This window comes from Telmatocola sphagniphila (genome assembly GCF_018398935.1).
Lineage (GTDB): Bacteria > Planctomycetota > Planctomycetia > Gemmatales > Gemmataceae > Telmatocola > Telmatocola sphagniphila.
Window position 1 is genome coordinate 3,471,535 of record NZ_CP074694.1, and the last position, 25,138, is coordinate 3,496,672.

Consider the following 25,138-nt stretch of genomic DNA (forward strand, 5'->3'; position numbering starts at 1 on the left):
CGGGGTAAAGGATAGATCCATGCGGAAGACTTATTGCGGTTCGCACGAACATGGCTACAACCGGCGAGCGTTCCTCGGGGGCGCCCTGGCAGCAGGAGCGGCCGCGTTCACCGACATGACGCAGCTGAATTCGCTGGCCCACTCCGCCATGGCGGGAGAACTGAAAAAACAGCAGAAACGCGTGATCATGCTCTGGCTGGCGGGTGGAGCGAGTCAGCTGGAGACTTTCGATCCGAAGCCAGGCGCCTCGACGGGTGGGCCGTTTCGATCTATCCAGACCGATATTCCGGGTGTGCGGATCAGCGAACTGATGCCGAAGATGGCCCAAAGATTGAAGCACACCTGCATCATCCGTTCGCTCGACACGAAAAATGGCGATCATGGCTCCGGCGCCCAATTGATGATGCGCGGCCGACGCAACGAAGCCACGATTAACTATCCCGATCTCGGGGCTATTCTGGCTCGCGAAATGGGACGGGCCGACAGCAAAGTCCCCGATTATGTTTCTTTCTACACCCAAACGGAAGGACGCGGGGCGGCTCCCGGTGATCCCGGTTTTCTGGGCTCCCGATACGCTCCGATGGAATTGACCGCCAGCATGATGCCGGAAAATCTCAAAATGCTCAACGGCATCACGGAACTGGATCATCAACAGCGGGCCGATCTCCGTGAATTGATCAGCAAGAAATTTTCCAAGGATCGCACTTCGGTAACGCTCGGCAGCCATAACGAAGCTTACCAGCGCGTTCGCGGATTAATGGCCAGCGAAAAATTGTTCGACATCAATCAGGAATCGCAATCGGTCCGCGACAAATATGGACCGACGCAATTCGGGGAACAGGCTCTGGTCGCCAGACGATTGGTGGAAGCCGGTGTGCCTTTCGTCCGAGTCGGCCGAGCCTGGTGGGATAGCCACGGCCAGAATTTTGAAACGCACCAGGAGATGGTCCCCGAACTCGACCATGTGATGGCTACGCTGATCGACGACCTGAAAGAACGCGGCCTGCTCGAAAATACGATGATTATCACCCTTTCGGAATTTGGTCGCACGCCAGGAATTAATGCGAGCCTGGGCCGGGATCACTTCGCCTCCGCCTGGTCCACCACCCTCACCGGCTGCGGGATCAAAGGGGGAGTTTGTTACGGCAAGAGCGATGCCAAGGGAGAACGAGTCGTCGAAGGGGCCATGGATGCGGGCTCTCTCTTCGCCACGATTTATCGAGCGTTGGGCATCGACCCTCAGAAGGAGTACTTCATCGGGGATCGACCGGTGCCGTTGGTGAATCCTGGTGTCAAAGAAGTGGAAACCCTGCTGACCTAAGCCGGCTTTCGAAGTCGAATCCGCCATACGAAACGAATTCCCGGGAGTATCGATGTCTGCCAATCCCGACAAGTTGAAGCTGATCAAGGAACATTCCCTGAAAATGATTTGCTTTGGCATCGCACAAGTGCCGAAGAGCTCTCGCTTTTATCTGGGCGGTTCCGATTTCAAAGTCTATGAAGTCGACTTGGCGGCAAACAAATTTGAACCCGCCGAAAAGTACGCCCACGAGAGCTACGTGACGACGCTGGCCCTGTCCGGCAACCAACTCGTGTCCGGCGGTTACGACGGCAAACTCATCTGGTGGGATACGGAAGCGAAAAAGCAGATCCGCTCCATCGAAGGGCATAGCCGGTGGATACGTAAGATCGCGCTGAGCCCCGACGGCAAAATTTTGGCTAGCGTGGCCGATGACATGGTATGCCGAATCTGGGATCTACAAACCGGCAAAAAGATTCGGGAATTACGAGGCCACGCCGAGAAGACCCCGAGCCATTTCGATTCGATGCTATATGCCGTTGCGTTTTCCCCGGATGGTAAGTGGCTCGCCACGGCGGATAAGATCGGTCATATCGTGCTCTGGGACCTGGAAAGCGGCAAACAGCTTTATAGTTTGGAAGCCCCGGTGATGTACACCTGGGACAAGGTGCAGCGACTCCATTCCATTGGAGGCATCCGATCTTTGGCTTTTTCACCGAATGGAAAGCTGCTGGCCGTCGGCGGTACGGGAAAAATCGGGAACATCGATCACCTGGAAGCAAAAGTTCGCATCGAAATCTTCGACCTGGAAGCCAAGAAGCAGATCGGCGAATACGTCGGCGACAAGTCGCAAGGATTGATCAATCACATGCAATTTGCCCCCGATGGCACCTGGCTGATTGGTGCCGGCGGGGCCAACGACGGCTGTATGGTGTTCCTGAGCGTGAAGGACAAAAAATTCCTTCGGCAGGAAAAAATGGGAATGCACGTGCACCAGTTCCTGACCAACGAAGCGGCCGACACGATCTGGAGCGTCGGTCACAACCGGCTAGCCATCCACGAATTGAAGGCGTAACAAGCGTTATTCTTTGTTAGCACGAAACGTAAGTGAGGGCACCAAAAAGCGAATCATGCCCTTTATCAAATCATTCGCCGATCTGGTTGCGAATTGTCAGCAAATTAAGATCGAAAGGTTTCGTGGCGCTGCTGGTGGCGCTATACACACATACTGCCCTCGCTCAAGCGTCGGGCTAAAAGTAGCGCCCTCGCTCACGCTAAAAGTGAAATACTCCCCTCGCTGATGTGTCGAGCCAAAAATGAAGTACTGCCCTCGCTCAAGCGTCGGGCTAAAAGTAGCGCCCTCGCTCACGCTAAGAGTGAAGTACTCCCCTCGCTGATGTGACGAGCAAAAAATGAAGTAATGCCCTCGCTCACGCGTCGGGCTAAAAGTGAAGACTTGGAAGGAATAACGAGTCGGTATTTTTATGGCTCAGACGCGAACGACACTACCACCGCTTCATTCTGTTTCCAAGGGAATGGAAACTCCCGGCCCGCGGGATACTGCTTTCCGGTTCGTTCGTCAGTTAAGCCTCGAATCTCATCGCGAAATTGAAAAGTCACTGGTAGAGTTGCGGTCTTCAAGCCCTGCGAATTGCCTCCACCGAGAGAAGTGCCGGTAATCTCGGGATTAAAGCAAAGAAATAGCATCGTGCGATTCTTGCCATCCTCCATTTTCTTATTCCAGTAGGTAATTTCATAGCCGTGCACCTCATCGCCGGTTTCTTTCAGACGAACGCGCGGAACGACACCGGAAGCTGCGATAGGTTTCATGAATATCTCCCGCTTTCTTGCCGATTCAACCCCGGCCACTCGATAGGCGTTATACCATTGCGTAGAAAGGTTCATCAGGATGGCCTTCCCGCTCTCGAGACTTTTTACCTGATTGACCGGCAGCGATCTCACCGCTTTATTGAAGCCACTGGAATCACGCAGACAGTGATTTTGATTGGTCAGGAATTCCTGATAAGTCTTCCAGGAAAAATTGGCATCCTGATCGACTTCCACCCAAAGCTTGCCCCCGAAGAGATCGCGAGCAGTCAAATTGCCCGGATGATTGACCCCGAAGAGATCATCTAGCACGCCGTGCGTTCGACCTTTCCCATGTTGGTCCCATAAGCCAGGTAGATAATCGGCGATCACAGTCCCGCCATCACGGCAGAATTCCTTGATCCTTCGGGCCTCTCCATCGGATAGGCAGAGGCAGGCGGGTAGAATCAGCACTTTGAATTCCCTGGGAATTCCTTTCTGAATCACGTCCACATAGTTGATGTAACTGTACTGGATTCCCGAATCCCGGAGCATGTTCTCCCAGGCGTGGCGAACGTGACTGGCACTCGCCAGCCGTTCATCGCCATTGCGGTTGACCCAGGTTTTGCCGTGAGCCTCCGCATCCAGAATCCAGCCGAGTTGAATTGAAGGATGGCTGTAATAGATGGCAACGCCATCGTGAATCCATTCGCTCCCGGCCATGAGTGGTCCAATTTTCTCTCCTGCTTCTTTAAACGTCGGAGCCACTTCCTTGTGCCAGGCCTTCGGTGTCTTCCCATCGAACCAGCCCTCCACCCAGGCGATATGGCCGCGATTGCCATGCGCCAGGTAGTACCAGGTTTGCCAGATGTCATCCTCGGACGATTTGTGGAACAGCGTAGTAACCGCAGGGAGTGCGTTGTGCGGATTGAAGGAGCGTATGATCGCCTGCGAAGAACCGAGGTTGTACGATTCGAGGAACTGTACCTTGCGCATCAGCCGGGCATAATCGTACCCGCCGAAAGCACTGGGAGCCTGACCGCCAACGATACCACAGGGGGTATGGGGATCGAGTTTGTTGGCGTACTCCACCAAATCGCCCAGGTAATTCGACCAGTAAGCATCGTTAAAGGTCCACTGATCCATCAGGGGGCTGGCGTCGAAATCCTGTATTTTCCAGCGGGCGAGCTGAGGTCGAATTTCTTCGTAGGAAATCCAGCGATCCCGCTTCGGGGAAGCCGGTCCGTAGATCTCTTTGAGCCAGTTCGCATACGCATTTTTATCATCGGTGATCTGCCACATGGTGGGGTGCACGAAGTGGCCCCAGGAGGACTCATCGTCCAGAGCATAGGCCGCTCGAAACGCAGAAGACTTCACCGCGGTGATGTTCCTACGGAGATGTTCTTGGAGTTTCTTTCGAGTCGTTTCATTCAAGGGAACCGTGCGAACGCCTGTACCGTGCAAATCATTCAGATAAGGTTTGACTCGGTCCCCATCCCACAAATGCAAAAGTCCTTTATCGGCCGCGTGATCGACGTAGAATCGGAATCGATTTTTATTGATCCAATCGAGACGACCGGTTGGCGAGCCTTCCGCGGCAATATCACTTCGGTCGATGAAAGCCCCATTATAGCCCTGTTCTCGACACCACGCGGCCGATTGTTCGTTGTAACCGATGTGCCACTGCGCAGTCCACGGCATGAAAAGCCAACCCGGGAAGGCTTGATAGGCCAAGTCTTTTTCTTGTTTAACCGGTTTGAAATCTTTCGAATTTTGAATGTAGTTCTCGTAAGGATCGCTTTTCTTCTGTCCGAAGCTCGGAGTGGGAAAAAAGAGAATACCTGTGGAAACAAATACGAGAGTTTTGAGAGGGTTCATGACACACCGGAGGTAACTCGATGCTTTTAGCAGTAGGCTGAAGAGTCAATCTATGGGAGTTGGTACTATTCCAATCTGCAAATTGAAAAATTCACTCGTTGTCCCGCTCTATCTTTGGGTGAGCTTGCTGAGCAGCATTTCGAGATCGGCCAGTTCGACCGGCTTGATCAGGTGCCCATCGCAACCGGCATTTTTCGACTGTGCTTTGTCCCCCTCCTGTCCCCAGCCGGATAAAGCGACGATTACGATATTTTCCCCGCGAGTTTGTTCGCGTATGCGGCGGGTCGCTTCGTAACCGTTCATTCGCGGCATACCGATATCCATGAGGATGATCTCCGGATGGAAGTTTTTCGCCGCTTCGACAGCCTCCAATCCATCGTGGGCAACTTGCACCTCATCGCCCAACAGCTGCAACATCATCGACATCGACACGGCCGAGTCGCGATTATCGTCGACTACTAGAATTTTGCGACTTTGACTTTTTGGGGTGCCGTGCATGGCGAATCGGTCTTTCTGGGGTTCCAGTTCAAGTACTAAGATCGGCAAACTCACGAGAAAAGTGCTTCCTTTGCCGGGACCATCGCTTTCCACGCTCACTGTGCCGCCGTGCATTTCGACGAGACCTTTGACCAGTGCCAAGCCAATTCCCAATCCCCCCTGCGAGCGCTCGTTGGAGCCATCGACTTGTGAAAACATCTCGAAGAGTGTCGGGAAAGCACTGGCGGGAATGCCGATTCCGTTGTCTTCCACCCGAACGTTCACGCGGTGCTTTTCCTTGCGGGCCAAGAGCCGGATAAGACCACCGGGGTTGGTATATTTGGAACTGTTCGCAAGCAGGTTGGAAAAAACCTGGGCCAGACGAGTCAGGTCCGCCTCGAGCATGAAAGCTTCCTCGGGAAGCGTAATCTCCAGATGATGACCCGCGGAATCAATGATCGGCCGAACGGTTTCCACCGCACTTCGGATGATTTCCTCGAAGAAGATACGACTTTTCTTGAGCTCCATCCTGTTGCGGCTGATGCGCGAGAGATCGAGCAGATCGTCCACAAGCCGGACCATGTGAGTGAGCTGGCGATCCATGATTTCCTGAGTGGTAGCTCGGATTTTGCGATCATCGCTCCGACTCAGGACTTGTAAACCGTTTCGCAGCGGCGCCAGTGGATTTCGCAATTCATGAGCTAACAGTGCCAGGAAATCGTCCTTGGTGCGGTCCGCCTTTCGCAGCGCATCTTCCATCAACTTACGTTCGGTGACATCGCGAGTCGTACCGGCGATGGCCTCCACCTCGCCATCCGCTGCCAGCACGGGAACGAAGATATAATCGTAGATGCGACGCCCCTGCGTTCCGGAGAAAGGGACATCTCCTCGAATCGGTTTTTTAGTGGCGATGACCTGCTCGATTTCCCGGTCGTGCATCTCGGCGTGCCACGGTTCGTATCCCAGTTCGAGGCAGTTCTTCCCCAAAGACTCTTCCAAGGTCCGCCCCCACATATCCAGCAGAGCCTTGTTGGCGTAGATGAAGCGGTGGTTAAGATCGAACACATACACCAGATCGGGCGTGTTGGAAAGAATCGTATCGTAAAGACGCCGTTGGCGTTCGGATTCCGTAATCAGGCGTGCCAGATTTTCTTCGGCCCGCTTGCGATCAGTCACATCCATCCCGCTGAGCGCCAGAAATTTGATTCGACCGATCTCATCTTTTATCGGTCGAATGCTCACATCGGCTATGCGGGTGGTACCATCGGCTATGAAATAAGGGACCTCGGAGCGAAAGGTGTTGCCCCGAGCCGCCTGTTGCAAGGCTTCTCGAAGTTTCTGCGAGAGGGAAGGAGATGGACTCCACCAGGGCCCCTTCCAGAACGGCTTGCCGACAATCTGGTCGCGGCTAAAACCGCAGCTTTCCCACGACATCCGGTTGGGTTCCAGGATGGTGCCATCGGTATGCATAATCGCCGCGAATAAAGTCCCCTGCTCGAAAAAAGCTCGAAACTTGGCGTTGGACTCCTCGGCTTCCAATTGAAGTGCTTTTTCCTTGGCCTCGGCCTGTTTCTGCTCCGTGACGTTCCGAAAATAAATGGAGATCCCGGTACTCGATGGATAGGTATGCACCTCGTACCAACGATTGTGATCGGGATAAAACTGGATCACTGTTGAGGCAAGACCTTCATCGGCCGCCTTACGAAATGCTTTTTCAAAATCGGTACCCTTAGCCCCGGGGTAAGCATCCCAGACATTTTTTCCGAGCAACTGTGGGGCTACCTGATCCAGTAATTTCTCCGCCATGCGGTTCACATAGGTGAACTGCCAATTCTGATCAACAGCGACAAAGGCATCCGTTATGCTTTCCAGAATTGTCCGATTGCGTTCTTCGCTTCGAAGCAGCGCCTGCGAAGCCTCCCAGCGATCGGTTACATCGCGGTAGTAAACCGACAGACTGATATCGGGACCACTCGCGGGATAGAGGTGAACCTCCAGCCAGCGGTGCGAAAAGAGAGATTTCGCTTCGAAAGTAATAGGACGACGCTCTTTGACCGAGCGCCGAAATTGCGCCTCGAAAATCGATCCCCTGGCTTCCGGGAAGACGTCCCACACGACTTTTCCCAGGATTTCTTCCTGGGTTTTCTTCATGTACGTCAGTGCCCGTTGATTGACATAAGTGAAGCGCCAGTCCGCATCGACCACGTAAAAACTGTCGTCGATACTCTCCAGAATGGAGCGATTGCGATGCTCCAGCTCCCGCAATCGATTTTCGGTTTTTTTTCTCTCCGTCACATCCCGGAAAACCAGCACCGCACCGATAGTTTTGCCATCGCGGTTCCGAATGGGGGCTGCACTATCGTCGATGGGCCTTTCCTGGCCATCCCGCGCCACCAGAATGGTGTGGTTGGCCAATTCCACGATTACACCCTGCTCGATAGCCCGCAGGGCGGGATTTGTGACTTCCTTCCGCGTGGCTTCGTTGATGATTTTAAAAACGGTCGGTAACGATTGGCCGAACGCCTCCTGTTCAGGCCATCCCGTTAAATGACTGGCGACTGCGTTCAAAAATGTCACTCGTCCAGTCGCATCGGTACAAATTACGGCGTCCCCAATACTGGCGAGTGTAATTTTGAGCAGCTCGCGTTCGTCCTCGCTTAACGGATCTTCGGGCGTACGACTCGAATCTCCAGCAAATTTGGAGTCAAAGGGATTGGTGGAGTAATGCGTTTTTCTTTCATCCTGACTCATTCGAAGATTGCTCCGGAGGCGTCAAAGAGGGAGCAGTCTCTTCCGAAGAACTTCCCGATATTGAAAACCAATACCTCCCTGGCGGCGGAAATTGAAAACCGAGTGGCTTTCAATTTCGCTACCGAAGTAGTTCTTATCCAGATGGTCCCCGAGGAAGCTTCAGAAATCATGCGTGCGCCTTATCGAGCGTGCTCTGATAACAGGCTTTTGAAGCGATCGACACTCGGTGGTATTTTCTAGGAAAATGGTGAAGCAGGTCAAATTGGCTGAATCATGTTCCCTTTGCGGATCAACTCAAGAGTCCGGAATAATTCTCCATCCCCCGAACCTTCCGTCACATTGGCTTTCAAGCCCCGATGATCCGGGCCCAGATGTTTCCAAACTCCCTCCGCATGCGTTACCGGTTTAAAGAACACCTTGGAACTGGCTTCCGGTGTGATCCCCAGAGTTTCAGGAGTTTGTCGATCCAAATGCGGGATAAACCCTTGTTGGGAAACCGTATGTCCCGCCGAAAAACTTTCCGTTTCCTTAAAAACTACGATCACGGGGCAAGTGTGGGAGTGCCCTTGCTCATCGATATATTTTCCTTCGATCACTTCATAACCGGTAATTTCCATAATCCGCCACCCCGCAGCATTTATAAATGCTAATCCCTTACATATTGATTAAATTTTTAATCCGGATTCGGCTCAGGCTCACCCATCCAGAGAGGGTTTTTGGCCGTACCATCGAATTGAGTCGACGTTTTGAATCGTTCGAACTTTCCCTGGACGGCGGCATCGCGGGTTTTGTTCAAAAGAGCCGTTATCTGATCCGTAGTGAGTGGTTTGAAGTTCTTTACGGCCTCCAGATCCTGCTTGAGAACTTCGAGGCTATCGATGCCGCGAATGACAACCGACGTCGGAAGCGTTAGAGCGAATTGCAGACATTCCACAGCAGTGACCGTTTTGCTTTTCAGGATGGCCCCGCTGCCCATCGATTTCATTCCGAGTACGCCAATTTTTTCGCGAACCAGAGTGGGAATGACATTGCGGCTAAAACTGCGAAAATGAGCATCCATAACATTGATAGGCATTTGAACGGTGTCGAAGTGAAAGCTATGTTCAGCCGCCATTTCCAACATTCGCTGATGAACGAGGGGATCCTTATGACCTGTGAAGCCGATAAATCGCAATTTGCCAGCCTTTTTGGCTTCCAGCATCGCTTCCTGAGATCCGCCCGGTGCAAATATGCGATCCGGATCTTCCATTCGAAGCACTTCGTGATGTTGAATCAGATCGATATGATCGGTCTGAAGTCGCTTCAAAGATTCTTCAATTTGTTTCGCAGCCTCTTTCTTCGTTCGTCCATCTATCTTGGTCATCAAAAAGACTTTATTACGATAACCGTCCTGTAAGGCTTTTCCCATGCGTACTTCACTGAGCCCATCATGATAGTCCCAGCAGTTGTCCAGAAAGGTGACCCCAGCATCGATCGCCGAGCGGATGATCTTGATGCTGAGGGATTCTTCTTTCTGTAATCCAATGTGATGGCCACCGATGCCAAGTATGGAAACCTCTTCTCCGGTACTGCCGAGCTTGCGATAACGCATCTCTCCTCGCAGTACATCGGGTACGGTCGGCGGAAAGTCGGTACCACTGATTTTGGGATCGACCTCTTTTCCCGGCTGTTGAGCCTTCACCAGGGAATCGGTCATCATGGCGGAACCCGCGGCCGTGGAGACGGCAGTGATAAATTCTCGTCGTTGCATGCTGCATCAACCTCAGGAGGATTTCTCGTACTATTTTTTCGGCGATTTTTTTTCGGACGCCGATCCGTCCAGTTCCTGCCATTGAGCTTCCGTGATCTCTACGCCGAAGTGACGCGCGGCCTTCTTGATATTGGCGAATGCCTGCGCTCGTTCCTGGTCGGAAACATCTTTGACTTGATTGAAACGGGCCAAAGCATTACGGACATGCGAAGCATCGGTCAACGGTTCTTTTCGCTTGGCGGGAAATGCGTAGACGCTATCGGGAAGATCGCTCTGTTTGGTGAGCGTGCCATGCTTTACATGCGGTTTCCAAGTAGCACGAGTGGCCATGTCGGGTCCCCTAAAGTTTAAACTGTTTCCGCTCAATCTCGAGTGCCAATCTTTCGTAACTGCTTTAAATGATCCTTCAGCACGGGTAAGGTTCTCTCGGCAAATTCCTTTAATTTTACATTTTGCGAGTCTTTAATGACCTGGTTGTACTTTTCTATATCCTGCTCGTGAGTTTTGATCATTCGTTGCACAAACTCTTTATCGAATTTATCGCGAGCAAGCGACTTATACTGGTCGTATTCTTGCTGCTGTTCGGAAGATAATTTCTCAATGAGTGGGAACTTTTCAGATCCGGCCAGTGTTTTAAGATCTTCACAAATTTTGCTATGTTCCGTGGAGAATTGTTCGCCGATTTTCTTAACTTCGGAATGACTCCCCATCATCATGGCCAATTTCCCCAGCTCGAGATCCTGTTTGGATTCCGCAAAGGCAGACTTCACGAAGTCGGCATCATCAAATGCCTTTTTTTCTTCCTTGGATTTCTGCGGCAGCTCAGCGGTCGTGATGGAAAGTATAAAGAGTAAAGCCATACAAATAAGTTCAAAGATTTTCATATCGCCCCCGGAATAACGCTTAATATAAATTAGCGATAATTGATTCCGCACTTTTAATACCAGAATTCATTTTTTCCTGATTATTCGCCAAATTGGATTCGCTGGACTGAAATAAAAAAACGCAACCCGAGTTTTGGGTTGCGTTTCATTTAATGTCTTCTGGGTGTTACCGTCGGAAACCGCGGCCTCCCCAACCACCGCGACCGCCCCAGCCGCCACCCCAGCCACCGCGGCCCCAACCACCGCCATAATAACCTACACTGATACCGCCCCCGTAATATCCAGGATAGCTGCTATAAGAGTAGCTGGGGTAGGAGTAATAGGTGGTAGAAGGATAGTACGTGGGATCACTATAAACTACCGACGGGGAGTAAGTTGGCGTTGAGTAATACGTTGTCGGAGTACCGGAGTAGGTCGTCGATGGCGTATAGTAGCTCGTTGTCGATTGCGGATAGGCTCCTTGGTAGATGACCTGACCGTTTCCACTCATCGGCGGAAGGTTGGTCGGTTGAATGTTCTGACTGTTCGTGTTCTGATTGTTCGAGTTCGTTTCGCTCGTGTTATTCGAGCTCGAGTTCTGGTTCGAATTTTGATTCGAGTTCGGATTGGTTTTGTTGTTTGGATTGTTCGAACTGTTATTGTTGTTGCTCTGCGGTCGATTCGGGTTGTTGGGCTGGTTCGGGTTGGTATTTTGTGGACCATTAGGCATCGGTTGAGCCGGGCCATTTCGATAAATTGGACCTCCATAACCGGGATTTCCGTACACCGGACCGCCGTTGACGGGTCCACCATACCCCGGATTTCCGTAGACAGGACCACGGTATACCGGTTCGCCTCCGCCGCAGCAGCTCGATACTACCGGCGCGGGTTCGTAATAGGCCGCGCTGGAACGTGGCGGGCACTTGGCATTTCCCGTACCTGTGAAAGCGAGCACTGAACCGACCGCCGCCATACTTAAAAGCTTCCTACGCATAGTGTTTCTCCTGTTGAAATAGAATGAAATGCGTACAACGCATGTGACGAAAATATGGGCAAGGTTCATGCCAAAAGGGCGAAGGAAAATTCACGACTTGCAGCGAGGTTTGCAATCTTCTGTTTCTTGAAATTTAGCTTAGTAGAGACATACCCCAAACGAATTCCGACTAACTTAACCCGACGTTATAGGCTGGCGCTTCTCGAGAACTTGGGTGTAAAGGCCGGGAATTTTCCGGATTCGGTTGGGCTAGTTCTGTAAAAATTCCGCCATGTTCGATCAGGGACTGATAATTCCCCTGCTCCACAATTCTTCCGGAATCGAAAACAAATATTCGGTCGGTATCCTGCAAAGAGGAAAGCCGGTGCGCGATCATAATTACCGTTCGGTCGGAACGGGCCTGCTCAATGGCCTGCTGTACAATCCGTTCGCTGATCGTATCCAGAGCGCTTGTAGCTTCATCGAGAATCAGAATCGGCGGATCCTTTAAAAAAATGCGCGCCAAAGCGATGCGTTGACGCTGACCTCCGGAGATGTTGCTTCCCCGTTCGGCGATCTTGGTGGAATAGCCTTCGGGCATCGCAACAATCTCGTCGTGAATGCAGGCGCGAATAGCGGCCTCTCGGATACTGGCTTCATCGCAATCGTCCGAACAGCCGTACCGAATGTTCTCTTCGATGGAACCGCTGAAAATAAAAGGAGATTGGCCTACATAGCCGATCAATTCGCTGATGGAGGAACGGGAGACTTGATCGAGGGGAATACCGCGCAGCCGGACCCTACCGCCATTGGGATGGATAACGCGCATCAGAACCTTGATGAGCGTCGATTTGCCGCAGCCTGAACGACCTACTACCCCGACGGTTTCGCCGTTCATGATCTTCATTTCCACACCGGTCAAAACGCTAACATCCTTGCCGCAACTGGTTTTATAAGCGACATGGAGTTCCTCAATCTCAATAACCGGACCGGTATCATCGTGAGGAACAACGCATTCGTTCGCAATCATATAGGAGCGATCGAGGGGTTGCTCCATCATGCTGATCAGGTCACCCACTCGTAAGGCCGCTTCGTGACCTTCGTCCAGGATGCGATGCACCTCCGCAACAGGAGTCATCACACTCATGAACAAAGCCGAGAATGTGAGGATATCTCCAAAACTATTCTGGCCACTCACGGCAAGATAAACCGCTACAGATAGAACCAACAGGTGAAAAAAGCCTTCAGTCAACGCCTTTCCCGCGCCGAATAAGGCCATGGCCACATGATGTTTCAAGGCATCCGAACGCTGCTGCTCTGTTAAAGCATCGACCTTGGCCACCTCCTGCTGATGGGTATCGGCAACGCGAACGTAATCGAGCCCACCAAGCAATTCAACCACGGTGCCATCGACCAATTCGTTACTTCGAATCAACTTCAAGCGGATGTCTTTCTGGGAAACCAACTGCCAGGCCGTGAGCGAAACGGAGACGGGTACCACTGCGGCCATAACCAACCCCATCCAGGGGGCCTTGTAAAACACGGCCACCAAAGCCATAAGCCCGGTGAGCAGCGCGGGGAAAAAATCGAGAAAGGCGGCCCGCAAAAATCTCATGTAGCCGCCGACATTTCGGGAGATTCGGCCATTGAGACTACCGATTTTTTCATGGGTTAGAGTGCTCAAATCGGCTTTAAGAAGCTGGGCGATCACCTGAACACTCAAGTTTTTTTCAATTCGCGTACAGGTACTCTCCACCACATAACGGCGAATGACATTTATCACTTCGCGCGTCAGCACCAGCAGAGCCACTATGCCGAGGTAGAATCCGGCGATTCGAAAAAGGACGTACCCTCCGGCATGAGTGTGCACACCCTGGCTGAGATCGTCGACGAGTTTCCCCAGAAAAACGGGGACACCAACCGAAGTTAAGCCGGTGATGAACATCAGGAGAGCGGCGGCTCCAAACATCCATTTTTGTTTGAAGGGAACCCGACTCCAGACTTGCCCGCTTCGCACCAGAATCAGTCGCAGTTCGGACCAAAAATGTGATCGAACGTCAGATGAATTCGTTTCCATTCTCTAACTGGTGCCTCTCCCTCGCCATCGCATTTGCCAACGAGGACAATTGCCGACTGGATATGAAATTGCTCAAGTAAGAAAAAACTCGTAAATACCAGGACCAAGACTTCGGGAGATTAATCGTTGAAAAGCAGTTTTTGTACCGTGAAGGGATTTTGCCCAGAAACTTCCAATTTCAGAATTTCAGTTTTTAAGCATCCTTTAAAAAAGCCGCAAGGGAAGGTCATCGGGTTCTTCACTTGCCCTGCCGCGGAGAGCCGCGAAACAGTTTATCGAGCAGCACGATGCGCAACTTATTCAGACGCGCACAATCCTGCGCACTGAATTTGCGAGCTACATCTCTTCACGTCGAGTTTCGAATTTATTTTTCCGCTTTTAGACGGACAATAACTGCAATGCGGATGAGAGTTTCGGGAAATTTGCATCTTCTGGGGAGAGCGGATCGGGCTGGAACACTTCTTGCTTAATATTTCTCAAAACATCTGATCGAAAATCTCGATACTCGGGCCAGGAATCACCAATCACTATCTGAATGTCTACCGAATCAGTGATTTCAAAAGAGGCGGAGAGCCACATAGCAGTGATTTGTCTTTACAAAAGATGAATCGCGAGGCGTTCACAGAAAAGGAATTTCATCTCAAATGAAACTTGGGTTGTATTGCGAATCGGAAGAATGAATTCACACAACTGGATCGACTCCTGAGGAACAAGGGAATATTTCATGTCGGCGATACTGCGAACCACAGATCGAAGGCTTTTCGATTTGGAATCGGAACTCCGCGAAACGCACAAGGATGGGGTTAAAAATCTCCGCCTGACTGCCGAAAGTGGAGAAATCGGCATCGAAGGGGAAGCCCGCAGTTATTACGACAAGCAGCTGCTCTTAGAGCATCTGCGTTCCTACACCGATCAGCGGATTTCCGGCGCACGGCTGATCGTTCGAACCAATATGTATCTGAATGAGCATCTATCGAAAATGAAACCTTACTCCGAAGCCGAGAGCAAACCCCAACCTTTATTTGTTTCTCCGATCAAATATCGTGTGCTGGTCGCCTCCAGCGATCACAACTGGCTGGGCAAGTGCGTTCGTCAGTTAGAAAAAGTCGGATGTAAAGTTTCCGCCGCACGTACAGGAATCGAATGTCTGGAAGAAATCCGCAAAGATATTCCCGACATTCTTGTGGTTCATGATCGGCTGAATTGGGGTGGAGCGACCGGTGTGCTCGCCGCGGCTGCGGACAAAGGATACTTCAACCGCTTGCGGGCTCTCTACTGCGGCATACCGGAGACCAGTTTAGACGAGGTCACTGAAATGCCTCATTTACCTGCGGAAATTTACCTGACCCGTTGCGAGGGCATTGAACAGATCTCGGAATTCGTGCAGTTCGTATCCATTGGTTATTTCGATGGGGCGACTTGCCCCCACGAAATTTCCCGTGTCGAGCATGCCTTCTTTTATCCTCCTCAATAAATTCCACGGCTAAACGCCTTTGGGTTTGTTTTCGGGAAGTTGCCGATCTTCTTTTTCTCAACACTCAATGGAGTTTTCTTCCATGGCCGATACTAAATCGAAAATCCGCTATGCCGTCGTGGGTAGCGGCTGGTTTGCTCAAATTGCGGTTCTCCCTTCGTTTGCGAATGCCCAAAATGCAGAACTGGCCGCGATCGTTTCAGGCGATCCGGTTAAACGCAGTGAACTCGGACAAAAATATCAAGTGCCGGCCTGCGATTACGACGGCTTCGATGAACTGCTCGAAACCGGGAAGATCGATGCGGTGTACATCGCATTGCCCAATTCCATGCATCGCGATTATACCGTAGCCGCCGCCAAGCACGGGGTGCATATCCTCTGCGAGAAACCGCTCGCACCCACCGCAGCGGAATGCCAGGATATGATCGAAGCCTGCCAAGAGCATAACGTTAAGTTGATGACCGCTTACCGGCTGCATTTCGAACCGGGAAACCTGGCCGCCATCGAAGCCGTGCAGAATGGAAAAATCGGTGAAGCGCGATTATTCCATTCGGTTTTCACTCAGCAGGTGGCTGAGGGAAACATTCGATTGAATGCGGATTTGGGCAGTGGTCCGCTTTCCGATCTGGGGATTTATTGCATAAACGCCGCGCGTTATCTATTCCGCGACGAACCGATTGAAGTGACCGCGATGCACGCCAGCAATGGGGAAACTCGATTCAGTGAAGTTCCGGAGATGGTCACGGCCTCCATGCGTTTTCCTAAGGAACGACTGGCCGTGTTCACTTGCGGCTTTGGTGAAGGACAAGTTTCAGAATATCGGGTCGTGGGTACGACCGGCGATCTAAGGATGGAACCGGCCTATTCCTTTCAGGACGATCTGATGATGTATCTGACCGCCGGTGGTAAAACGACGGAAACGAAGTATCGGGTATCGAATCAGGTCGGTGCGGAAATCGTTTACTTCGCGGATTGCATTCAGAACAATCGAACCGTCGAGCCTTGCGGACATGAAGGTCTGGCGGATATTCAAATTATTGAGGCGATTCAGAAATCGGCTCGCATGGGTGGGAAGCCGGTTCCCCTCGATTCGTTTGTGACCAAGACGCGACCCACCCCGCAACAGCAGATGACACTTCCCAAGACCAAGAAACCCACGCTGGTAAATGCGGCTTCACCTTCGGGGGAGAAGTAGGTTTTCTTGGAGATTCCAACTTACCCGGACCTCAAAAGGAGGTTCGGGGCTTTCACATCCCGAAGCCGATGGGATTACAATTTTCCTGAAGTTTGTAATATCCCTTTTCAGTCTGACCGCTCAGGCATGGCTGGCAATCCGGCTCAGTAGTTTCCGCAACGCTTCCATCGAAACCGGTTTGGTGAAGTGATAATTGAAACCCGCGGCATCCGCTCGCTTTTTGTCATCCTCCTGTCCCCAACCGGTCAAAGCTATCAGATTGATGCTTTTCCCCCAGGGATAAGTCCGGATGCGCTTGGCCGCTTCGTAGCCGTTCAATCGGGGCATGCCGATATCCATGAAGATCACTTCGGGCTGATACTCCTCCGCCACTTCCACGGCCATGGCCCCATCGTGCGCTTCTCGTATTTCATAACCCATTATCGAAAGCATCATTGACAAACTCTGCACCGAATCCAGGTTGTCATCGGCAACTAAAATCCGAATGCCCTTGCCATCGACTTCCTCCCCGAGTGCGCAGGTAGTATCGTTTGCTTTCACAGGCTCCGCATCCTCCAGAACTGGTAATCGCACGAGAAACTGGCTGCCATGACCCGGGCCATCACTATGCGCTTCGACGCTTCCATTATGCATTTCAACCAGCCCCTTCACCAGGGAGAGTCCGATTCCTAAACCGCCCTGAGTTCGTTCGAGGGCGGAATCGACTTGGGAAAATATTTCGAAAAGTCGATTCAGATGCTCCGGCCGAATTCCTATTCCGGTATCGGAAATCGATATCGCCACTTCAGCGCCTTCCCGCCGGGCGGTAATCCGAATTTCTCCGCCGCGATCCGTATATTTGGCGGCATTCACCAACAGATTCCCAAAGACCTGAGCGAGCCGAGTGAAATCGCCCTGGATATAGATCGGCTTTTTGGGCAGTTCGACAATCAGCGCGTGACCGGCGGCTTCGATGGCCGGTCGGCTGGATTCGATGGCACTCGTGAGAATCACTTCGAGGGTAACACGCTCTTTCTGAAGGGTAATCTTGCCGCGCGTGATCCGCGAGACATCCAGGAGATCGTCCACGAGTCGGGTGAGATGGGCCCCCTGCCTTTCGATGATCTCGCGAGCATTCTGCAGATCGGGATTGGATTCGCCTTTCAGCTTAAGATATTGGGCGGCATTGCGAATGGGAGCCAGGGGATTGCGCAGTTCGTGTCCTAGAATGGCGAGAAATTCATCCTTTCTACGGTCGGTTTCCTGAAGTTGCTTCAACAATCGGAGTCGTTCGTAGCTGATGGTCACGTAGTGGGTGACGGTGCTGAGAAATTCCAATTCGTCCGCCTCGAACCAATCCCGCGAACGACTGGCGAATGATAAAGTCCCCAACAATTTTCCGCCGACGATCAGCGGGTTGCAGGCATAGGCGCGCAGACCCAGCCCTTTGATCAACTGCGTCTTGGAATCCTCGCTCTGTTGAATGAAATTGGCCACCATGGAACGCCGGTGCAGAGCAACGTTGCCACAAATGGCTTGCCCAAAATTCAATCGTGTCAGTCGAGGCAAATCTTCCGGTGGAATTCCGAGGCAGGAATTGAGCCGCAATTCGCTTCCGCTTTCCGTGACCAGAAAATTGATGTAGCAATCGAGTCCGAAGTGCGGAGCGATATTCGCAAAAAGTTTCTGCATCATGCTGCCTGGATCTTCCGTAGTCAGCAAAATGGCCGCGGCTTCCCAAAGTAGTCTCTGGCGATCGGCTGCTTTTTTGGTTTCATCGATATCCGTGCAAGTCCCAAACCATCGGATGATTCTGCCGCTTTCGTCGCGAACCGGGACAGCTCGACCCAAATGCCAGCGATAGCCGGCATTTAAAGAATTGAATAAGCGAAATTCGATTTCATAAACGTTTCCGGTCTTGAGGGAGTCGTACCAGCGCGCCAGGCAATTCCCGATATCGTCCGGATGCACTACCGGTCGCCAGACGTCAGAGCCGATGCCCTCGGAAAGAAACCCGGTAAATTCCTGCCAGCGTTTATTGAAATAATCGAGATAGCCATCCGCGCGAGCCATCCAGACGATTTGCGGCAGGGCATCGGCCAGCTGCCGGAAGCGAGATTCGCTCTGCCGAGCGGCGGTTTCGGATTGAACGGCTTTACGCGCTTTCTCCTCGGCCAGCGTTCGCGCGGCTTCTTCGAGTTCCAGTCTTCGGACTGTGTCTTCCTGAATTTTGCGTTCCGTCAGATCGGTGACTACTAAACCTAAGGCGATACTACCGGATAACGGAAGCACATTTAAAGCCAAGTGGACGGGAATCGAAGCCCCCTCCTTGGGATGCAGCAAAAATTCCCGTTGAATCTGAGTGCTTTGAGCTTCATGCAGCACTCTATGCCATTCGGATCGATCGAAGGGCGCTATGAATTGCTCGAAGGAACTTCCCCGGACCTTCTCCTGTGAAACATTGATCATGCTCGCAAAAGAGTGATTGCAATAGAGGATTGTCCCATCCAGACTTAAACTGGCGGCTCCCTGCCCAGGTTGCATAGCTTCGATCAGGACCCGATAAAACTGATCGGCTCCTTCCAGCGTATAAACTCGATGTCCGTTTGGGCCGGCGACTACTAAGGCATCGACCTCCCCACTGCGAATGGCCTCGAGCGTCGCTTCCGTTTCGATCAAACGAAGTTTGAGTTCTTCGTTTTCCGTCCGAAGCTGCTCAATGTCTGGGTAGTCAGGCATGGCCCGCATCCTTTTCGGTACCCGCGGGTTTGCGAACGATATTCAGGCCGCGCAATACTTCTTCTGTTTCGAGAAGGTCGCCTACCAGTCGTCGAATCGGGAGCGGCAGTACTTTGATGAGCGTGGGAGTAACGATGATCTGCTGTTCCTTTGCCAGATGCGGTTGCTGATGGATATCAATTATTTCGAGTTCGTAGCAGTCTTTCAAATATTCTTCGCAGACTTTTTGAATGCGTTCCAGGACTTCCTGGGTTCGCGCGGTCACTCCGGCCACGTAGAGACGCAAAAAGTACTTTTCCGCTCCGATCCTGTTCGCTGCCTCGGGGAGGGATTCCCACCGGTCGTTTTCCATGGCATTCTCTTATTTCCTGCGCGGACGTAGTTGCAGCCCAACCAGAAGGCTTTCAGTATCGGATAAATCGCCAATGATTTTTCGCAATGGCTCGGGCAATTTACGGACGAGTGTCGGGATCGCCACGATCTGATCTCCTGCCGCGAGTTGCGGATTGACCAGAAGATCGATCACTTCGATCTTGTAGCGACCGGCCAGATGTTCTTCGCAGACTTTTTTCAAGTTAGAGAAAGCCGTTAAGGATTTTGGAGTATGACCCGCCACATATAAGCGCAGCTCCCAGACATTCGGGTCTATTAGGGCTTGTACTCGTTCGATGGATTGCTCGCCCATGGCCGAGTTCCTCCTTTTTCATCGTGCTGAGGAAATTACGGGGTCACTTCCACCCAGTAATATCCCTTTATCGCTCAGGCTAAATTGCCGTATATGCTTGGAATGGGGCATTCCGCGCGATTTCAAAACAAATAACGATCCGCTTCGCGCACCCTCTTTCTCCTGATCGCGCAGTAAAACCCAGGTATCGATAATCGAAGAAATTCCGAAATCGGTCGCCTCCGGGGTGAAACCATTCCGAATGAGGTTCGTGAACAGGCTGGTGATTCCACGACTTTTCAAAAAATCTACCAGTCGAACCAGCATGCCTTCCGTTTCCGGGCCCGTTCCCGCCGCGATAAAGTTACTGATTGGATCGATGACCACGATCTTGGGTGCAATATCACTGACAGCCCGGTTAATCAGCGCCAGATGCATCTCCAGCCCGTACATGCTCGGCCGATGGGACAGGATTTTCAGCAATCCCTGGCCGACACACTTTTCCAGGTCGAGTCCTATGGAACGCATATTTCGGATTAACTGTCCCGGAGATTCTTCGAACGAGAAATAGATACATTTCTCCCCGCGCTGGCAGGCGGCGGCAGCAAAATGCGCAGCCAAACTGGTTTTACCGGTTCCGGCCGTGCCCGAAATCAAGACGCTGGTTCCCCGCAGATAACCTTTCCCTCCGAGCATCTGGTCCAGTGCGGTAACACCCGTTGAAACCCGATCTGTAAATGCCGGATGATTCATTCCGGCCGAGGTAATCGGTACGACCCAAAGCCCATCGGAATCTATGAGGAAAGGAAATTCATTGGTACCATGAGCCGAGCCGCGATATTTGACGATCCGCATCCGGCGCGTGGAAACCTGTTCGGTGACCCGATGGTCGATCATGATTACACAATCCGAGACATATTCTTCAAATCCAAAGCGCGTTAAAGTACCTTCCCCGCGCTCGGCGGTAATTACCGCGGTTACTCCCTTTTCTTTCAACCAGCGGAAAAGTCGGCGAATCTCCGCTCGCAAGATTTGCATGTCGGAGAAACCGCTGAACAGAACCTCCAGAGTATCCAGTACTACTCGCTTGGCACCGATGGAATTAATGGCATGGGCGATGCGTACAAATATCCCTTCCAGATCGTATTCTCCGGTCTCGCTGATCTCACTTCGTTCCAGATAAACGTAGTCGACCAGGAGTTTTTTTTCGGCGATCAAGCGCTCCAGATCAAACCCCAGGGAACGAACATTGGCAGCCAGATCGGCGGCCGTCTCCTCGAAGGCCATCATCAGTCCGGGTTCGTTAAACTGAGTGGCCCCCCGCACGAGAAATTCGATGCTCAGCAGAGTTTTTCCGCAGCCCGGGCCGCCGCAAATCAACGTTGGGCGAGCTAGAGGAAATCCTCCCGAAGTCACTTCGTCCAAGCCTTTGATTCCAGTCGGGCATTTCGGAAGAGTCTGCATGGCGTGATTCCTGGTGGTTTCAATCGACTGACTCACTTGATCGATTCTCCCAGCGGACGATTTTTATTAAAAAAGTAAGACCTGGATTTCTCAGCACACTGTTATCTTGATTGATTCACAGGAATGAGTCTGTCGGCTTTTAAACTTACTAACGATTTACTGTCATTCTGGGCCGATTTCAGAGCTAGAGTTTTTAATCCGATCCCGAGAATATTTCGTAGGGAACTGTAAAAGCAAAGAGCGTCCGGTTTTTACGCCGAGGCCGCTCTTTGCTTTTTAGACCGTTATCTAGGGAACCGAGGAATACTCTAAACGTCGGTTAGTTTCTCGGGTTGTCAGAGGGACAATTCGGAAAGTTGGTCCCAGACCAACCAATGAACCAACGGCTGTAGCAAGCAGAGTGATCCAGGTGCCGGCGAAGGCAAACCAGGAAATCCGAGTCGCGGCATCCCAGGCCGCTTTTTCCGCACGTTCTTGAGCCTGGGGATCGTTTACAAAATCATTGAGTTGCTTCTTCCAGCTATCTACCATCTCGGGGGAAACCCCATTTTGGCGAGCTACCGCTTCCCAATTTTGGTTCGTACTCACACTGGAGATCCCGGGTGCCATGGCCGACATGGTGTTCAATCCCGTCTTGACTCCAATTGCCCCGAAGATGAGAAGTAAAAAGCAGACCACGGACCACATAACTACCCCGTGGAGAATGGCTTCCACTTTATTTTCCCGGGTGATAAACAGACTTGTAACGAGGCCTCCCACGAATAGTGCACTGGCACTGATCAGTAGCGTCCAAACTATCGCCCCGATTTGGAGACTCTTGGGATTCACTTTTTCGCTTATCGATAATCCGACGGCCGCACCCAGGATAGCCAGTAGAGAGTAAAAACCGATGGCGATCAAAGCGCCGCCCAGTATCGCTCCCCAGTTAATCCGCGTGCCGACGGAGTTGAATTCTTTATTGGCACTCATATAGAGTTCGTCGCTCATAACACTATCTCCTGTAAATATGTGAAACCCATTTCGGAGGATACCGTTCAATCAGTATCTCTTACCGTAGGGGGTAAATTTCCCGCGTTATCGGTTGCAGCCGCCGAACAAAAACGCCAGGATGATAAAGGGCAACGGCAGCCCCAGTAGCATGGATGCCAAACCCCACCGCAAATTTCCGGCTCGTCGAATCGTATTGCGCAACATGGTCAACTCCTTATTTCTAGGTGAGTCAATTTCGCTCACCTTTGGGAATGAATCCATTTCAGACAGATGAAGTCAGACTTAAGCAAAAAGTGTTCCAACTATTTTTGCGGCAACCCGAGTTGAAACGAAAATGACTTTGCGATTGGGTATGAAATCCCAATCGCAAAGTGAACGAAAAGCTATATAGGGAACCGCCGGAAGAAACACTCGGCGGATTAAGTGGGAGGGTATATGAACACTGATCGAGAATGGGTTATTCTTGAATCAGATTATTTTTTCCTGCGGGGAAACTGCTGGAGATTCTTTGCTCGACAAGAGGGGATCTTGTCAGGCTCAATTCGAAGAACCTTGTTCGCGAGCCGATAGTTTGAAAAAATGAAACTCGGATCCGCATAAAATAGAGGACATCAGGAAGGTCATGCGAGTTCGCTCCAAGAGAACTTTATTAAAAATCCAGTCGTGTTTACCTCGCAATGGCTGTGCCAGACTCAAAATTGTTTCAATCAATTTCATCCACAGGGCGGAATCTCGGCTAATGACCTGAGAAGGTGCGAGGAGTATGAGTCCTCGCAGGGCCTTAAGAGTGGGTTCCCCGAAAATTTCCGTCCGGCGCTGGACGATGCCGCACTCAAGTTTGAGAAGTTACTTGCGCGATGGTACGGCGGAGATCATTTAGGAGCGAGTAGGAAATTTTCCTGATTCGAGTCGCATCATAAAACCGGCACGAATTATGCATTTTGCCTTTTGAATTTCTGGAGAGTTCCGATTTGTAAGCTGTGAAAATTCCAGGAGTTACATCATCATGCAGAATCCCAAGGAAGACCCGAAGCCCGCAATTCGGATATTACTAATCGATTTGAATCTCGAAACGGAAGCCTTAATCCAAAGCTATATCAGAAAAATCGAACATGCTCGCTTCCATCTCGATTCGACGACCGACCTCGGATGCGCTGCGGAATCGATACGGGAAAATCGACACGATATCTACCTACTTCATTTTTCCCCCGCCGGGACCAAACATCTGGATTTTTTGAAGGCCGTTCGAAAGGAGGGTTCCAAGAATCTCATCCTGACCCTTCTGGATACCGCCGACGAGAAAGCCGAACGGCTCTTAATGGAGGCCGGAGCGAATGATATTCTCGTCCAGGACCAGTTCGATTCGTCCGATTTGGATCGCACCATCCGCTATGCTTTACTTCAGAGGAAATCCGAAGCACAGCTGGAACGCCTGATCCAAGAAAGGACGCTCGAGCTGGCATTTGCCAATCAGACATTGCTGCTAGCGGATAAGCGGAAAAACGAATTTCTGGCTAGTCTGGCTCATGAACTTCGAAATCCCCTCACGCCCATCCAAAATGCGCTGGAAGTTATCCAAAATTCCAGCCAGCAACCTGGCCAAGTGGAGAAAGCGCGAGGAATCATCGAACGCCAATTGCAGGATCTGATTCGCTTAATCGACGACTTTCTCGTCATCTCCCGAATCACTCGAAATAAGCTAACACTTCAATCGGAACAACTCGATTTGGCCGATGTTCTAAATCACTCGCTGGAAACTAATCAGCCTCTGATCGATAAAGCGCATTTGAAAATCGAAAAGAATTTCCAGGAAGGAGATTGTTTCGTGTACGGAGATCGCATGCGATTGGAGCAGATTTTTGGCAACCTGCTCAACAACGCCATCAAGTTCAATCGACCTCATGGTAAGATCACTCTATCGGTTAAAGCAGAGAAGAAGCAGTACGTTACGCGAATTGCCGACACGGGAATCGGAATACCTCGACTGGAGTTGCAGGCTCTGTTAGCGTCTACCCGAAGCGAAGCCTTTAAACCCAACCATACTTCCAACGGCCTCGGTTTGGGCCTCACTCTCGTCAAAAAACTCGTTGAGATGCACGGCGGCTCCGTATCAATTCAAAGCGCGGGCAAAGACCAGGGCACCGAGGCCATCGTCCGACTCCCCAAATGGACGCGATGCGAAGAATCTTCGGCCTCCTCGAAGTCGGCGACCAAAGGCGCCCTGTAAGCACCGGAAAGATTTTGTCCTCGATTACGCATTTCAGTGCTCAATTCGGACAGCTTTTGCACAAAAAACGCTATTTACTTGGATTATCTAAGGCCTTTTTGGGCAATTTACCGCATTGGCATGGGAAATGCTTTATTAACAGAAACGATTTAGGAGGAATATGGATATGATCTTGTCACCGCGAATTTCACAGAGCATTGCACACGAAGAGAGCCTATGTTCCGTGGAAGAATTTGTCATTGATGATCGGGAGCAACTGAGCCCAGCCGAGCTGGTGCAGCAAAAACTTCAGACGCTTTTGCCCAGCCGTTTAATACCGGTCAGTGCCTTACATATGGAACGAGTTGTGAATCGATTCAACGGAAGATCCCGAAATTAAGCCTCAGGTTGCGCGCCACGGATGGCCTATACATTTTTCTATTTTGCAAATCTCCACTCTTTCATATTTTTCGCAATAGTCCACTAATCACTTTTCCGCGGCATCCTTCTTGCGAGACTTCTAGCGACGGAATTACTCAACTAGGAGGCAGA

Annotated in this window: 19 protein-coding genes; 6 read left to right on the forward strand and 13 right to left on the reverse strand. The window is 51.4% G+C overall.

The genetic code is table 11. From position 1 onward, the window contains the following. Positions 1-19: 19 nt before the first annotated feature. Positions 20-1,321 (forward strand): DUF1501 domain-containing protein, encoded by a 1,302-nt coding sequence (locus KIH39_RS13720; RefSeq protein ID WP_213493809.1) that lies wholly within the window; start codon positions 20-22, stop codon positions 1,319-1,321. Between the two features lie 52 nt (positions 1,322-1,373). Beyond that, a complete protein-coding gene (locus KIH39_RS13725; protein WP_213493810.1) occupies positions 1,374-2,375 on the forward strand; it encodes a WD40 repeat domain-containing protein in 1,002 nt (333 codons plus the stop codon). Between the two features lie 407 nt (positions 2,376-2,782). Here the strand turns inward: KIH39_RS13725 and KIH39_RS13730 are convergent, their stop codons facing one another. The 8 genes from KIH39_RS13730 to KIH39_RS13770 form a co-directional block, all read right to left on the reverse strand. Continuing rightward, complete coding sequence (locus tag KIH39_RS13730) at positions 2,783-4,984, reverse strand: beta-galactosidase trimerization domain-containing protein (protein WP_213493811.1); 2,202 nt, start codon at positions 4,982-4,984, stop codon at positions 2,783-2,785. A gap of 108 nt (positions 4,985-5,092) precedes the next feature. Continuing rightward, complete coding sequence (locus KIH39_RS13735) at positions 5,093-8,212, reverse strand: PAS domain-containing protein (RefSeq protein ID WP_213493812.1); 3,120 nt, start codon at positions 8,210-8,212, stop codon at positions 5,093-5,095. A 257-nt stretch (positions 8,213-8,469) separates the two neighbouring features. Continuing rightward, a complete protein-coding gene (locus tag KIH39_RS13740) occupies positions 8,470-8,829 on the reverse strand; it encodes a hypothetical protein (RefSeq protein WP_213493813.1) in 360 nt (119 codons plus the stop codon). Positions 8,830-8,885: 56 nt separating this feature from the next. After that, a complete protein-coding gene (locus KIH39_RS13745) occupies positions 8,886-9,962 on the reverse strand; it encodes an aldo/keto reductase (RefSeq protein WP_213493814.1) in 1,077 nt (358 codons plus the stop codon). Between the two features lie 30 nt (positions 9,963-9,992). Next, the gene (locus tag KIH39_RS13750; protein ID WP_213493815.1) at positions 9,993-10,292 is read right to left on the reverse strand and encodes a DUF6582 domain-containing protein; all 300 of its coding nucleotides are present in this window, start codon (positions 10,290-10,292) and stop codon (positions 9,993-9,995) included. A gap of 32 nt (positions 10,293-10,324) precedes the next feature. Beyond that, positions 10,325-10,846 (reverse strand): DUF4142 domain-containing protein, encoded by a 522-nt coding sequence (locus KIH39_RS13755; RefSeq protein WP_213493816.1) that lies wholly within the window; start codon positions 10,844-10,846, stop codon positions 10,325-10,327. Between the two features lie 166 nt (positions 10,847-11,012). Next, complete coding sequence (locus tag KIH39_RS13765) at positions 11,013-11,819, reverse strand: hypothetical protein (RefSeq protein ID WP_213493818.1); 807 nt, start codon at positions 11,817-11,819, stop codon at positions 11,013-11,015. A 169-nt stretch (positions 11,820-11,988) separates the two neighbouring features. Beyond that, complete coding sequence (locus KIH39_RS13770; RefSeq protein WP_213493819.1) at positions 11,989-13,875, reverse strand: ABC transporter ATP-binding protein; 1,887 nt, start codon at positions 13,873-13,875, stop codon at positions 11,989-11,991. Between the two features lie 724 nt (positions 13,876-14,599). Here KIH39_RS13770 and KIH39_RS13775 point away from each other — a divergent pair. After that, positions 14,600-15,349 carry an ANTAR domain-containing protein gene (locus tag KIH39_RS13775; RefSeq protein ID WP_213493820.1) on the forward strand — a complete coding sequence of 250 codons (750 nt, stop codon included), beginning with the start codon at positions 14,600-14,602 and terminating at the stop codon, positions 15,347-15,349. Between the two features lie 82 nt (positions 15,350-15,431). After that, on the forward strand, positions 15,432-16,544 hold the full coding sequence (locus KIH39_RS13780) for a Gfo/Idh/MocA family protein (protein WP_213493821.1): 1,113 nt from the start codon (positions 15,432-15,434) through the stop codon (positions 16,542-16,544). Between the two features lie 120 nt (positions 16,545-16,664). On the opposite strand, the gene KIH39_RS13785 is transcribed toward KIH39_RS13780, so the two are convergent. The 5 genes from KIH39_RS13785 to KIH39_RS13805 form a co-directional block, all read right to left on the reverse strand. Continuing rightward, the gene (locus KIH39_RS13785; protein WP_213493822.1) at positions 16,665-19,262 is read right to left on the reverse strand and encodes a hybrid sensor histidine kinase/response regulator; all 2,598 of its coding nucleotides are present in this window, start codon (positions 19,260-19,262) and stop codon (positions 16,665-16,667) included. After that, a complete protein-coding gene (locus KIH39_RS13790) occupies positions 19,255-19,614 on the reverse strand; it encodes a circadian clock KaiB family protein (protein ID WP_213493823.1) in 360 nt (119 codons plus the stop codon). Before KIH39_RS13790 ends, KIH39_RS13785 begins: the two co-directional genes overlap by 8 nt. Positions 19,615-19,623: 9 nt before the next feature. Next, on the reverse strand, positions 19,624-19,947 hold the full coding sequence (locus KIH39_RS13795; RefSeq protein WP_213493824.1) for a circadian clock KaiB family protein: 324 nt from the start codon (positions 19,945-19,947) through the stop codon (positions 19,624-19,626). 18 nt (positions 19,948-19,965) lie between these two features. Continuing rightward, complete coding sequence (kaiC, locus tag KIH39_RS13800; RefSeq protein ID WP_213493825.1) at positions 19,966-21,390, reverse strand: circadian clock protein KaiC; 1,425 nt, start codon at positions 21,388-21,390, stop codon at positions 19,966-19,968. A 288-nt stretch (positions 21,391-21,678) separates the two neighbouring features. Continuing rightward, the gene (locus KIH39_RS13805; RefSeq protein WP_213493826.1) at positions 21,679-22,377 is read right to left on the reverse strand and encodes a hypothetical protein; all 699 of its coding nucleotides are present in this window, start codon (positions 22,375-22,377) and stop codon (positions 21,679-21,681) included. 1,009 nt (positions 22,378-23,386) lie between these two features. Here KIH39_RS13805 and KIH39_RS13810 point away from each other — a divergent pair. Both KIH39_RS13810 and KIH39_RS13815 read left to right on the forward strand, forming a co-directional pair. Then, positions 23,387-24,607, forward strand: a complete 1,221-nt coding sequence (locus KIH39_RS13810) for an ATP-binding response regulator (RefSeq protein ID WP_213493827.1) — start codon at positions 23,387-23,389, stop codon at positions 24,605-24,607. A gap of 166 nt (positions 24,608-24,773) precedes the next feature. Further along, complete coding sequence (locus KIH39_RS13815; RefSeq protein WP_213493828.1) at positions 24,774-24,986, forward strand: hypothetical protein; 213 nt, start codon at positions 24,774-24,776, stop codon at positions 24,984-24,986. The last annotated feature ends 152 nt before the right edge of the window (positions 24,987-25,138 follow it).